Annotated in this window: 10 protein-coding genes; 8 read left to right on the top strand and 2 right to left on the bottom strand. The window is 72.5% G+C overall.

Annotation, left to right across the window (positions count from 1 at the left end; all coding sequences use genetic code 11):
- Window positions 1-66: 66 nt before the first annotated feature.
- The 6 genes from ACFYXF_RS40170 to ACFYXF_RS40145 all read left to right on the top strand — a co-directional run bounded on the left by ACFYXF_RS40170 (window position 67) and on the right by ACFYXF_RS40145 (window position 7,403).
- Window positions 67-675, top strand: a complete 609-nt coding sequence (locus ACFYXF_RS40170) for a DUF4142 domain-containing protein (protein WP_389357076.1) — start codon at window positions 67-69, stop codon at window positions 673-675.
- Window positions 676-795: 120 nt separating this feature from the next.
- The gene (locus tag ACFYXF_RS40165) at window positions 796-1,599 is read left to right on the top strand and encodes a DUF4142 domain-containing protein (protein ID WP_389357074.1); all 804 of its coding nucleotides are present in this window, start codon (window positions 796-798) and stop codon (window positions 1,597-1,599) included.
- Window positions 1,600-1,720: 121 nt separating this feature from the next.
- Complete coding sequence (locus ACFYXF_RS40160) at window positions 1,721-3,619, top strand: DUF692 family multinuclear iron-containing protein (protein ID WP_389357072.1); 1,899 nt, start codon at window positions 1,721-1,723, stop codon at window positions 3,617-3,619.
- A 251-nt stretch (window positions 3,620-3,870) separates the two neighbouring features.
- A complete protein-coding gene (locus ACFYXF_RS40155) occupies window positions 3,871-4,701 on the top strand; it encodes a DUF4142 domain-containing protein (RefSeq protein WP_389357070.1) in 831 nt (276 codons plus the stop codon).
- A 94-nt stretch (window positions 4,702-4,795) separates the two neighbouring features.
- Entirely contained in the window at window positions 4,796-5,614 is an 819-nt protein-coding gene (locus ACFYXF_RS40150) for a TIGR04222 domain-containing membrane protein (RefSeq protein ID WP_389357068.1), read from the top strand.
- A 142-nt stretch (window positions 5,615-5,756) separates the two neighbouring features.
- On the top strand, window positions 5,757-7,403 hold the full coding sequence (locus ACFYXF_RS40145; RefSeq protein ID WP_389357066.1) for an alpha/beta hydrolase: 1,647 nt from the start codon (window positions 5,757-5,759) through the stop codon (window positions 7,401-7,403).
- A 145-nt stretch (window positions 7,404-7,548) separates the two neighbouring features.
- Here the strand turns inward: ACFYXF_RS40145 and hemQ are convergent, their stop codons facing one another.
- Window positions 7,549-8,280, bottom strand: a complete 732-nt coding sequence (hemQ, locus tag ACFYXF_RS40140) for a hydrogen peroxide-dependent heme synthase (RefSeq protein ID WP_389357064.1) — start codon at window positions 8,278-8,280, stop codon at window positions 7,549-7,551.
- A 118-nt stretch (window positions 8,281-8,398) separates the two neighbouring features.
- A complete protein-coding gene (gene hemG, locus ACFYXF_RS40135; RefSeq protein WP_389357062.1) occupies window positions 8,399-9,820 on the bottom strand; it encodes a protoporphyrinogen oxidase in 1,422 nt (473 codons plus the stop codon).
- 198 nt (window positions 9,821-10,018) lie between these two features.
- Between hemG and ACFYXF_RS40130 the strand changes: the two genes are divergently transcribed.
- Both ACFYXF_RS40130 and ACFYXF_RS40125 read left to right on the top strand, forming a co-directional pair.
- Complete coding sequence (locus ACFYXF_RS40130; protein ID WP_389357060.1) at window positions 10,019-11,029, top strand: DUF4349 domain-containing protein; 1,011 nt, start codon at window positions 10,019-10,021, stop codon at window positions 11,027-11,029.
- A gap of 33 nt (window positions 11,030-11,062) precedes the next feature.
- Window positions 11,063-12,472: an FAD-dependent oxidoreductase gene (locus tag ACFYXF_RS40125; RefSeq protein ID WP_389357430.1), complete on the top strand. Its 1,410-nt coding sequence runs from the start codon at window positions 11,063-11,065 to the stop codon at window positions 12,470-12,472.
- Window positions 12,473-12,534 lie beyond the last annotated feature (62 nt).

Here is a 12,534-nt window from a genome sequence, read left to right as displayed (position 1 = left end):
CGTACCTTCTGTCGCTGGCCAAGCAACATCTGCCCAACGACCAGTTGGTTTCCCCGGGAGGCTCCTTTGCCGCGCTTCAACCAATCGGCCCTCGTCATCGCGGCCCTGACGACCACCATCGCCGCGCTCGCGTTCCCTGTGTGGTCCTACGCCGACCGGTCCGGCACCGGAGTGTCCAACACGGCCGCCGGCACGGTGAACACCCAGTGGGGGCCGCTGACCGCCTCGGACCGCAGCCTGATCGTGCGCGTACGGCTGGCCGGGCTGTGGGAAGCGCCCGCCGGGGAGAAGGCGATGGACAAGTCCAGCAGCGCCACGGTCAAGGCGGCGGCGGACCACCTGCTGGTGGGCCACGGCGACCTGGACGAGCGGGTGCGCAAGGTCGCCGCCCAGCTCAACGTCGAGCTGCCCAACCAGCCGAACGAGGCTCAGCAGGGCTTCCTGGCCCAGATGGACGCCGCCCAGGGCAAGGAGTTCGACCGGGTCTGGGCGAGCATCCTGCGGAAGGCACACGGGACGATCTTCCCGGACGTCGCGGCGATCCGGAACCAGACCCAGAACACGCTGGTGCGTCAGCTGGCGACGGACACCAACCAGACCGTGCTCGACCACATCACGATGCTGGAGAAGACCGGCGCGGTCGACTTCGACGCCATCGCCAACGGCACGATCTGACTCGTGTACACGTGACGGCGGCCCAGGCCCGCTCGGTGTCCTGACCGCTCTCACGGACGTCCCTCACCAGCCACGTATCAGTTCCCCAACGACCAGTTGGGTTTCCCCCGGGAGGCTCCCTTGCCCCGCATGAACGGCACGTTCCTCGTCGGCCTCGCCATCGCAGGCACCGTCGGCGCGCTCGCGTACCCCGTGTTCTACTCGTACCCGCACCGCAACGACGCCGCGGCGGCCGCAGCCGCCCCGCTCGCCGGGGACACGGTGAACACCCAGTGGGGGCCGCTGACCCCACTGGACCGCGAGCTCATCGTGCGTGTCCGGCTGGCCGGGCTGTGGGAACTGCCCGCGGGACAGCAGGCGATGCAGAAGTCCAGCAATCCCGCCGTCAGGGAGGCGGCCCAGCACCTGATCACGGGCCACAACGACCTCGACAAGCGGGCACGGAACGCTTCCCAGCAGCTCGGTGTCCCGATCCCCAACCAGCCGAACGCACAGCAGCAGGGCTTCCTGGACCAGATGACGGCGGCCTCGGCCGCGGACTACGACAAGGTCTGGGCGAACCTCCTGCGGCAGGCGCACGGCAACATCCTCCCGGTCGTCGCGACGGTGCGGAACCAGACCCGCAACACGCTCGTGCGTCAACTGGCCTCGGACACCAACCAGACCGTGCTCGACCACATCACGATCCTGGAGAAGACCGGCCAGATCGACTTCCAGAAGATCGCCGAGAACGCCGCCGGGCCCAGCGCCAGCCCGACCGGTCCGCCGCCGCCGTCCCCCGGAGTGGTGCCGCCCGTGGCACCCGCGGTGGAGCCGACCGGCGACCCCGTGGTGTCCTCGAAGCCGTCGCCGACGACGCCCGGCACGATCAACACCAACCGCCCGGAGGCCCCGGACCCCAACGCGGTCGCCCAGGCCCAGTAGGCGGACAGGATCGGGCGGGCGGAAGCTCAAATGTTGCTCTGAAGGTCTCCCGGGAGGGGTTCGATCCCGGGGGCCGGGGCCATCACTCCGTGGACCGAGAAGGTCGTAGAAGGGACGGACGATGAAGCGACTGGAGCAACCGGGGCGACTGGGTACGGGTATCGGGTGGCGGCCGGAGATCGCGGACGCCGTGGAGGCCATGCCGGGCATCGACTGGGTCGAGGCCGTGGCCGAGAACCTCTGCCCGGGACATCTCCCCGAGTCGCTGCTGCGGCTGCGCGAGCGCGGCGTGACGGTCGTCCCGCACGGTGTCTCCCTGGGCCTGGGCGGCGCGGACCGGCCCGCCGAGGACCGGCTCGCCGCGCTCGCCGAGCGGGCCGGGGCACTGGGCTCACCCCTGGTCACCGAGCACATCGCGTTCGTCCGCGCGGGCGGCGCACTGACCGCCTCCCCCCTCCTGGAGGCCGGCCACCTGTTGCCCGTCCCCCGCACCCGGGACGCGCTCGACGTGCTGTGCGAGAACGTCCGTATCGCCCAGGCGGCGCTACCGGTACCCCTGGCGGTCGAGAACATCGCCGCGCTGATCGCCTGGCCGGGCGAGGAGCTGACCGAGGGCCAGTTCCTGTACGAACTTGCCGACCGGACCGGCGTACGCCTCCTCATCGACGTCGCCAACCTGCACACGAACCACGTCAACCGGGGCGAGGACCCGACGAAGGCCCTGGCCGAGCTTCCGGTGGAGGCCATCGCGTACGTCCATGTAGCGGGCGGCTTCGAACGGGACGGCGTGTGGCACGACAGCCACGCCCACCCGGTCCCGGACACCGTCCTCGACATCCTCACGACCCTCGCCTCCCGCGCCACCCCACCCGGCGTCCTCCTGGAACGGGACGACAACTTCCCCGAGGCGGAGGAACTGGAGCGGGAGCTGGAGTCGATCCGGGGCGCCTTGGCACGGGCAGCGTCCACGCAGGTGCGGGCATCGGAGACGGCCGAATCGGAGACATCCGCCGACGAGGCGCGGGCTACGGCGACGGCCACGCCGGAGGCCCCGGCCACATCACAGGCCCCGACCAGCCAGGCGCAGGCTTCAGCGGCAGTCTCGCCGGAAGCCCCGACCGCGCCGAAGACCGCCGAGTCAAAGGCGTCGGCCGCGGCGCAGGCGCCAGCTCGCGAGGCGCGGGCTTCGGCGCCGGATGGGCCGGAGACCGCACAGACGAGGGAGACCCCCGCGTCAGAAACGTCGGCTACATCGCCGGCCCCGACCAGCCAGGCGCGGGCCTCGGCGACAGCCTCACCGGAGGTCTCCGCCGCAGCGGTGCCGGAAAGCGCCCCGTCGAAGGCGCCGACCGCATCGCAGGCGCCTGCCGGCCAGGCGCAGGCATCAGTGGCAGCCCCGCCGGAAGCCCCTACCGTGCCGGAGACCGCCGAGTCGAAGGCGCCGGCCGCAGCGCAGGCGCCGACCGGCCAGGCGCAGGCATCAATGCCAGTCCCGCCGGAAGCCCCTGCCGCGTCGGAGACGCCGGTCGCGTCGCGGGCGTCGGCCGGCGAGGTGACCGACAGCCACGACTTCGCCCCCGGGGACAGCTCCGCCTCCGCTCCCGAATCCGCCCGGCAGCGGGTCGCCCTCGCGCAGGCCGCGTTGCTTTCCGCGCTCGTCGCGGGGACGCCCGTGCCGGAGGGGTTCGATCGGGTGCGGCTCGGGGTGCAGGCGCGGGCGCTCGGGGCGAAGCGGGCCGATGTCGTGGCGAAGGTGGCGCCGGAGCTGCCCGAGATCCTGGGGGCCGGATACCGGCCGGCCTTCCTCGCGTACGCGCACGGGCACCCCATGGCCGGCGGCTACCGGCACGACGCGCTGGACTTCGCCGCGCATCTGCTGCTCGGCGGGCAGCCAGAGGACGCGGAGGCCCGGCGGCGGCTGCGCGAGTGGTGGCTGGACCGCTCGGGCCCGGCCCCGCGCTCCCAGCGGCCGACCGCCCGGCTGGCCCGCGCCACGCGCCGCGTACTCCTGCGCCGCTGAAGCTCCCCCGCCCCAACCTCCGTGAACTGTGCGGGGGTTAACAGCGTGGCGCACGCATCTTGCCCGCCAGGCCGACTTGTTGCTGTTTCGGGTGGTATGCCCGGGGCGTACGCTCCCCCATCCGTCGTCCGCCCCTTCCTCCGCAGCCACTCCTCCTCGTACGGCAGTTGGCGTAGCGCCCGCAGTAGGATGCGAACTTCGTGTCCGAAGCGCATTAGCGTGCGGTGCCGCAACAGGAGGCAAGAGGCACCATGCGATCCATCCAACGTCCCGGGCTGGGCGGCACCGGGCTCATCATCGCGGGACTGGCGGCGACCCTCGTCGCGCTGATCTTCCCGGTCTGGTCGTACACGGACCGCTCCGGGACCGGCGCGGCCGTGCTCAACGCGCAGAGTGTGTCGACGCGGTTCGGTCCGCTGTCGGCGCTCGACCGCGAGTTCCTCACCAAGGTCCGGCTGGCCGGGCTGTGGGAACTGCCCGCCGGTCAGCAGGCCCAGGAGCGCGGCACCACCGAGGCCGTACGGACCGCGGGCCTGCATCTCATCGAGGGGCACACGTTCCTCGACGCCCGGGTCCGGGACGTCGCGGCGCGGCTCGGGCTCGAACTGCCCAACCAGCCGAGCGAACAGCAGCGCGGATGGCTCGGCATCATGAACGCGTCCCACGGCGAGGACTTCGACCGTGAGTTCGCCAACCTGCTGCGGATGGCGCACGGCAAGGTGTTCTCCGTCGTCGCGCAGGTCCGCGCGAGCACCCGCAACTCCCTGGTCCGCGCCCTCGCCGACGACGCGAACACGACCGTGCTCGACCACATCAAGGTCCTGGAGGCCACGGGGTACGTCGACTTCGACGCCCTGGCCACCGACATGGCCGCCGCGAGCACCCCGCCGCTCACCAACTCCCCCGCCCCGCCCGGCCCGACGGCCGACCCCGCGTCGGCCGTCCCGGTGACGCCCTCGCCGGCCGCGACCTATCCGCTGCCGCCGCCCGCGACGAGCCCGCCGCCGGAAGTCGGTGAGGTCGTGGAGTTCACCGAGCCCACAGAGGCTGTTGAGCCCTCGGAACCTTCCGAAGAACCCTGATCCGGCCACCGCCCATACGGCACGTACCGGCCATACCTCGTCCATATCCTGAAAGCCCATGGCGTTCCGGGACCCCTTCGCATAGAACAACGGCATGTTCTGGTCCTTCCTCCTGCTGCTGGCCTGGATCGCCGCCGGTACGGCGTGCACCCGGCTCTGTCTGGCCGCCGTCCACGCGGCCGCCGTCGATCCGGACGCGGGCCCCGGCGGACGCAGGCGTGACCTGACGCTGTACGAGGCCGCGTTCCTGTCCGGCGGACCGGCCCGGGTCGCCGACCTCACGCTGGTGTCGATGGCCCGCCAGAGACGGCTGCTGCTCGCCCACACCGGCTGGGCAACCGTCGTGGACCCGAGCGGACGCGACGAGATGGAACGGTCGGTGATAGGCGCCATCGGCCCGGAGGGCCAGTCGCGCATCGCTCCGGTGCGGACGGCCGCCGCCGGCACGGAGGCCGTACGGGGGCTCGCGGACCGGCTCGTCGCGGCGGGCCTGGCCGTGCCCGACGGAGCCAGGCGCGGGATCGCGTTCGCGGTCCGCCAGGTACAGGCCGCCGCGCTGGCCGTCCTCGCGCTGGGCACGGTGGCACTGCTGCTGCCGGGGCGGGACACCGTGCCCCGCGACCTGGTCGCCCTCTGGTTCGCGCTGCCTCTCGTCCTCACCCTGAGCTGCCTCGCGATCGCCCGGATCGAGGTCCACCCGTACTCGCGCTGGGCGTCACCGGCCGGACAGCGCCTGCTCACGGGCCTGTCCCGGCGTACCAGGACCGCCGGCCACCGCGGCGCGGGCGACGACCGGACGTACCTCACCTCCGTCGCCGTACTCGGGGTCCGCGCGGTCGGCGAGCCCGATCTGCGCGCGGCCTTCGCGCACCGGGAACCGCAGGACACCACCCTGCGCGAACGCCTGCGCTGACCGGCTTACCCCCCTGTGCCCGGCGCCCCGGGAGTGTTCGGGGGCGCATAGGAGTGCTCGCGGCGACACCGGGCGGCCGGTGCTTGCCTTCGCCCACCCCCGCCCGAAACATCCCTTCTGTTGCCACCGAAGGGATACGCGAATGCGAGCTGCCGCCCTCTACACGGCTGCCGGGTCCTTGCTGCTGACCACCCTGGCCGCCGCCCCGGCGGACAGCGCCCCGGGCCTGCCCGACCGCCCGGGCGGCCCCGGTTCCGCCGAGTTCCGGGGTTCCGTACTGGCCGCCGCGCGCGCCGGGGCGACCGGTATCGACTTCGGGAAGTGCGATCCGAAAGAGGAGCTGCCGGACACCCTGCGCTGCGGCACCGTCACCGTCCCCCTCGACTACGCGCACCCCGACGGCAAACAGATCAAGCTCACCGTCAGCCGCGCGGAGGCGACCGGCAGGGACCCGCGCAACCCCGAGCACCAGGTGGAGCGCCAGGGCGCCCTCGTCTACAACCCGGGCGGCCCCGGCGCCTCCGGCATGTTCTTCCCGCTGATCGGCGTCATCCCGGAGTGGAAACGCATCGCGGGGGCGTACGACCTGGTCGGGTACGCCCCGCGCGGGGTGGGCCGGTCGGCGCCGCTGTCCTGCAAGGACCCGAAGCACTTCTTCAAGGGGCCCACGCAGGCACCGGTGCACCCCTCGGAGTCGTACAAGCGGGAGCGCATCGCCGAGGCGAAGGCGTACGCGCGCGGGTGCGCCGAGCGCTCGGGCGACGCGCTGCGCCACTACCACTCCCTCAACAACGCCCGTGACCTGGACGTCCTGCGCGCCGCGCTCGGCGAGGACCGGCTGACCTTCATGGGCGCCTCGTACGGCACGTACTTCGGGGCGCTGTACGCGACGCTGTTCCCCTCGCACGTACGGCGGATGGTGTTCGACTCGGTGGTGAACCCGGACCCGGGCGGCATCTGGTACCGCAACAACCTCGACCAGTCGGCCGCGTTCGAGGCCCGCTGGGCGGACTTCCGGGCGTGGGTGGCCAGGCACGACGACGTGTACGGCCTGGGTGCCACGCCCGATGCGGTACTACGGAGCTACGAGAAGGCGGCGGCCCAGCTCGCCGCCGAGCCGGCCGGCGGGAAGGTGGGGCCCGGCCAGTTGCAGGGCGCGTTCCTCCAGGCCGGGTACTACGACGACTACTGGCCGCACCGCGCCCACGCCCTGTCCGCCTACCTCAAGGGCGATCCGCAGCCGCTGATCGACCAGGCGGCACCGGTGACGGAGGCAGCGGCCGAGGCGGAGAACGGCACCGCGGTCTACACGGCCGTCGAGTGCAACGACGCGCCCTGGCCGACGAGTTGGCAGGTCTGGGACCGGGACAACACGCGGCTCGCCCGCACGGCGCCCTTCGAGACCTGGGACAACGCGTGGATGAACCTGCCGTGCGCCTACTGGCAGGCGCCCCGGCAGACGCCCCTCGACGTCCGGACCGGCCCGGGTGAGCTGCCACCGGTGCTGATCCTGGCGGCCGAACGGGACGGCGCGACACCGTACGCGGGCGCACTCGAACTGCGCCGCCGACTGCCCGGCTCGGCCCTGGTGACCGAGCGGGGCGCGGGCACACACGGCATCGCGGGCGGCCCGAACACGTGCGTCAACAACCACCTGGACGCGTATCTGCTGAAGGGCCGCCTGCCGGCGCGGGGCGCGGACTGCGCCCCGCATCCGGAGCCACGGCCCGCGGCCGGGGCGGGCCGTGCCCAGAAGACGCGCATCGGCAAGGCCGCTCGGGGGGCGTGAAGCGGGCGCCGACGGGCGAAACCCGCGACCGTCCGCCCACCCTCACGACCGGACCGGCCGGTCCGACCCCCGTCTTCCGCAACGGCCCGCGCACCTCGCGGCGGGTCCGGCGGCCCTCCGGCCGCCCGCTGTACACCGCCTCCGGTCAGGCGAGCGCCTCGACCAGCTCAGCCACCGACTTGCGGCGGCCGGTGTAGAACGGGACCTCTTCGCGGACGTGCATACGGGCCTCGGAGGCGCGCAGGTGGCGCATGAGGTCGACGATGCGGTACAGCTCGTCGGCCTCGAAGGCCAGCAGCCACTCGTAGTCCCCGAGGGAGAACGAGGCGACCGTGTTGGCGCGCACGTCGGGGTAGCCGCGGGCCATCTTGCCGTGGTCGGCGAGCATCCGGCGGCGGTCCTCGTCGGGCAGCAGGTACCAGTCGTACGAGCGCACGAACGGGTAGACGCTGATGTAGTTCCGGGGCGTCTCGTCGGCCAGGAACGCCGGGATGTGCGAGCGGTTGAACTCGGCGGGGCGGTGCAGCGCCATGTTCGACCAGACCGGCTCCAGGGCGCGGCCCAGCTTGGTGCGGCGGAAGAGGTTGTACGCCTCCTGGAGCTGGTCGGCGGTCTCGGCGTGCCACCAGATCATCAGGTCGGCGTCGGCGCGCAGCCCCGACACGTCGTACGTGCCGCGAACGGTCACGTCCTTCGCGGCGAGCTGGTCGAACAGCTCCTGGACCTCGTCGGCGTAGCCCGCGCGGTCCTCGGGCAGGACGTCCTTCAGCTTGAAGACGGACCACAGGGTGTAGCGGATGACCTCGTTGAGGTCCTTGGCCAGCTTGCCCTTGTTCGGGATCCGGCCGGACTCGGTGGTGGGGGCGTCGTCACTCATGCGCCTATTCTCCCGCTCCGCCGGAGGCGCTTCGCACCGGGGGCGAGCTCCGTGCGGTTCGCCCCGCGCCCCAAGGGGCGCGGGGAACTGCGCGACCAGCCACGACGAGCCCGCGGCCTCACAACTGCCCTTCCCGCGGAGCACACAGCACGTCCACCGCCGCATGGGCGCTCGCGATACACGCCGGGATGCCGACGCCGTCATACGCCGCCCCGCACACCGCGAGGCCCGGGAGCTTGGCGATGTGTTCGCGGATGCGGTCCACGCGCGCGTGGTGGCCGACGGGGTACTGGGGCAGGCCGTCGTCCCAGCGGGTGACGCGGGTCTCGACGGGGGCCGCCGTCAGTCCGGTGGCCTCCTTGAGGTCGTGGCGCGAGACGTCCACCAGCTCGGTGTCGGGGCGCTGGAGGATCTCCGTCTCGGCGTACCGCCCGACGGAGGTCCGCAGGACCAGCAGGTCCGGGTTCTCCTCGGCGATCCAGCCCCACTTCTGGGAGGCGAACGTCGACGCCTTGATGGTGCGTCCGTCGACAGGCGGGACGAGGAAACCGCTGCCTTCGGGGAGGCTGACGTCGGCTCGGCGGTAGGCCAGGGTGATCAGGGCCATCGACGCGTACTCCACGCCCGCGAGTTCGGCCGCGGCGGCCGGTGCCTCGGCGCGGAGCAGGTCCGCGGCCACCGGGGTCGGTACGGCGACGACCACCCCGTCGGCGTCCAGCACCCGGTCCCCTGCCACGACCCGCCACCCCGCCGACGTCCCGGCGACCCGGCGCAGCTCGGTCACCGGTGCCCCGGTGACGATCTCACCGCCTCGCGCGCGCACCGACTCCGCGACGGCGAGCGGCAGTTGGCCCACGCCGCCCTGGATGCCCATGAAGACCGAGCCGGTCTGCTGCGGGGCGGCGGCCATCCGGGCCTGGATGCCGCGCACGCCCTCCGTGAGGGACGCCTGCCTCTTCGCCACCTCGAAGAGCTGGGGCACGGCCGAGCGCATCGAGATGCGGTACGCGTCGCCCGCGTACACCCCGCCCAGCAGCGGCTCGACCAGTCGGTCGACGACCTCGCGGCCGAGGCGCGCGGCGACGAACTCCCCCACCGCCACGTCGTCCCCGACCTCGGTGCGCGGCAGGTCGGCGTCGCGCTCGATCCGGGCCAGCCCCTCCTCCGAGAGGACACCGGCCAGGGCCGAGGCATTGCCGGGAACGCCCATGACGTGCCCCTTGGGAAAAGGCCGCAGGGCGCCCCGGGTCCAGATCGAGGCCGTAGAGGTGGCGGGCGGCCGGAGACGGTCGTCGAGGCCGACCTCGCGGGCGAGCGCGACGGCTTCGGGTCTGCGCGCGAGCATCGACTCGGCGCCGAGATCGACCCGCGCGCCCGCGATCTCGCCGGGCAGCAGCTTGCCGCCGACGCGGTCGGACGCCTCCAGGACCGTGACCCGAACGCCCCGGTCCAGCAGCCGGTGGGCGGCGGCCAGACCAGCGATCCCGCCCCCGATGACGACGACATGCCCGGCACCCGCACGGGCCTCCACTGCGCTCATGTCACCACCCTCTCAGACCCCACTGACACTCCCGTCGGCGCACACCGCTCCCCGGTGTCCGGCACGAGTCCCGACCGTGACCGCATCGGGACCACAACCGGCCAACGTCCCGAACCCTTCGGGCGTCGAAGGAACGTCAGCCGTGCACCACGGCGGTCCAAGACGGTCCGACGACAGCCCTCGGGGGGAATCCGCAAGATGAACACCCTGCGCACAAGCCGTACACGCCCGGTCCAGGTATTGGCGGGAATCCTGCTCGCCGCAGCCCTCGCGCTCACCGGCTGCACCGGCGCCGGCGACTCCAGCTCGACCGCCAGTGACACGGGCGGCGACGCGGCACAGGCCGCCCCGGGCGCCCTGGAGGACCAGGCCGAGGCCGACAGCAAGTCGGGCAGCGCCAAGGACAGCGGCTCCCAGGCCAGCACGGCGCCCCAGCCCGCCGCCGGCGCGCACATCATCCGTACCGTGTCCGTCTCCGTGCAGGTCAAGGACGTGTCCAAGGCCCTGACCAAGGTCCGCACCACCGCGCAGAACGCGGGCGGCTATGTCGGCAGCGAGACGACGACCCTGAACGAGGAGGAGGGCGAGGAGGGCAGCGAGAGCACCGAGATCGTCCTGCGGGTGCCCGTCGGCGAGTACGAGGAGGTCCTCGCCGACCTGGAGGGCACCGGCAAGCTGCTGCACCGGGAGGCAGAGGCGAGGGACGTCACCGAGCAGGTCGTCGACGTGGAGAGCCGGATCACCACGCAGCGCGCCAGCGTGAACCGCATCCGCGAGCTGATGGACCAGGCCACCAAACTCTCCGACGTGGTCACCCTGGAGGGCGAGTTGAGCCGCCGCCAGGCCGACCTGGAGTCGCTGCTCGCCCGCCAGACCTCCCTGAAGGACCGCACGACCCTGGCCACGATCAACCTCTCCCTGTCGGAGACCCCGGCCAAGGAGTCCGACGAGGACGACGACCCCGGCTTCCTGGACGCCCTCTCGGGCGGCTGGGACGCGTTCGTGACGATGCTGCGCTGGATCGTGGTGGCCATCGCCGCCGTGCTGCCGTTCGCGGCGGTGGCGGTCCTGCTGCTGTTCGTCTGGCTGCGCGTCGCCCGGCTCCGCCGGGAGCACCACCGCGCCCCGATGACGGCCGCGAACCCGGCACCGGCGACGTCCCTGCCGACCGCACCTCCGGCGCAGTCGAACGGCCCGGAGCAGGACTGAAATAGCAGGTCCCCGTAGCGTGTTCGTATGGGCATGAGCATGAGCCGTACGAGGGACACGAACCGTGGGACCGAGCGACTGGTCGTGATCGGCGGCGACGCGGCGGGCATGTCCGCCGCGTCGCAGGCCCGCCGCCTCAAGGGCCCCGACGAGCTGGAGATCGTGGCGTTCGAACGCGGCCACTTCACCTCCTACTCGGCGTGCGGCATCCCCTACTGGGTGAGCGGCGACGTCCCCGACCGGGACCAGCTGATCGCCCGTACGCCCGAGGAGCACCGGGACCGCGACATCGACCTGCGCATGCGTACGGAGGTCATGGAGATCGACGTCCCGGGCGGCCGGGTACGCGCGCGTGCCCTGGATACCGGCGCCGAGTCCTGGACGTCGTACGACAAACTGGTGATCGCCACGGGCGCCCGCCCGATCCGCCCGGAGCTGCCGGGCATCGACGCTCCCGGGGTGCACGGCGTACAGACCCTGGACGACGGACAGGCGCTCCTGGACACCCTGACCACCACCGAGGGCCGCCGCGCGGTCGTGGTCGGCGCGGGCTACATCGGCGTGGAGATGGCCGAGGCGCTCATCAACCGCGGCTACGAGGTGACGGTCGTCAACCGCGGCAAGGAACCGATGTCCACGCTCGACCCGGACATGGGCCGCCTGGTGCACGAGGCAGTGGAGGGCCTGGGCATCACCATGGTGAACGGGGCCGAGGTCACCAAGCTGCTCACGGGCGAGGACGGCAGGGTACGCGCGGTGGTGACCGACGACGCCGAATACCCGGCGGACGTGGTCGTGCTCGGCATCGGCGTCCGCCCCGAGACGACGCTGGCCCGCGCGGCGGGACTCCCCCTTGGCGACCACGGGGGCCTCCTCACCGACCTGGCGATGCGGGTGCGCGGGCACGAGAACATCTGGGCGGGCGGCGACTGTGTGGAGGTCCTGGACCTCGTCTCCGGCCGGGAACGGCACATCGCCCTCGGCACCCACGCCAACAAGCACGGCCAGGTCATCGGCGCGAACGCGGGCGGCGGTTACGCCACCTTCCCCGGGGTCGTCGGCACGGCCGTGAGCAAGGTCTGCGACCTGGAGATCGCCCGCACCGGCCTGCGCGAGAAGGACGCACACCGGGCGGGCCTCCGCTTCGAAACGGTCACCATCGAATCGACGAGCCGCGCGGGCTACTACCCCGGCGCAGCCCTGATGACCGTGAAAATGCTCGCCGAACACCGCACGGGCCGCCTCCTGGGCGTCCAGATCGTAGGTCGCGAGGGCGCGGCAAAACGGGTCGACATCGCGGCGGTGGCACTGACGGCAGGCATGACGGTAGAACAGATGACGGCCCTGGACCTGGGCTACGCACCCCCGTTCTCCCCGGTCTGGGACCCGGTACTGGTAGCGGCCAGAAAGGCAAGCACGGCGGTACGCAAGGGTGCCTTGTAAACAGGCTCAAGGGGGACGTACCTAGGGGCGCGGGGAACTGCGCGACCAGCCACAACGGACCC

The organism is Streptomyces sp. NPDC002680 (assembly GCF_042889145.1).
In the GTDB taxonomy this organism is placed as follows: Bacteria; Actinomycetota; Actinomycetes; order Streptomycetales; family Streptomycetaceae; genus Streptomyces; species Streptomyces adonidis.
This window is presented reverse-complemented; position numbering and strand designations above follow the sequence as displayed.

What these genes read in the sequence shown, in the direction of transcription:
- ACFYXF_RS40155 (WP_389357070.1), top strand. Translation starts at nt 3,871, where the DNA reads ATGCGATCCATCCAACGTCCCGGGCTGGGCGGCACCGGGCTCATCATC.
- ACFYXF_RS40125 (WP_389357430.1), top strand. Translation starts at nt 11,063, where the DNA reads ATGAGCATGAGCCGTACGAGGGACACGAACCGTGGGACCGAGCGACTG.
- ACFYXF_RS40145 (WP_389357066.1), top strand. Translation starts at nt 5,757, where the DNA reads ATGCGAGCTGCCGCCCTCTACACGGCTGCCGGGTCCTTGCTGCTGACC.
- hemQ (WP_389357064.1), bottom strand. Translation starts at nt 8,280, where the DNA reads ATGAGTGACGACGCCCCCACCACCGAGTCCGGCCGGATCCCGAACAAG.
- ACFYXF_RS40130 (WP_389357060.1), top strand. Translation starts at nt 10,019, where the DNA reads ATGAACACCCTGCGCACAAGCCGTACACGCCCGGTCCAGGTATTGGCG.
- ACFYXF_RS40150 (WP_389357068.1), top strand. Translation starts at nt 4,796, where the DNA reads ATGTTCTGGTCCTTCCTCCTGCTGCTGGCCTGGATCGCCGCCGGTACG.
- ACFYXF_RS40160 (WP_389357072.1), top strand. Translation starts at nt 1,721, where the DNA reads ATGAAGCGACTGGAGCAACCGGGGCGACTGGGTACGGGTATCGGGTGG.
- hemG (WP_389357062.1), bottom strand. Translation starts at nt 9,820, where the DNA reads ATGAGCGCAGTGGAGGCCCGTGCGGGTGCCGGGCATGTCGTCGTCATC.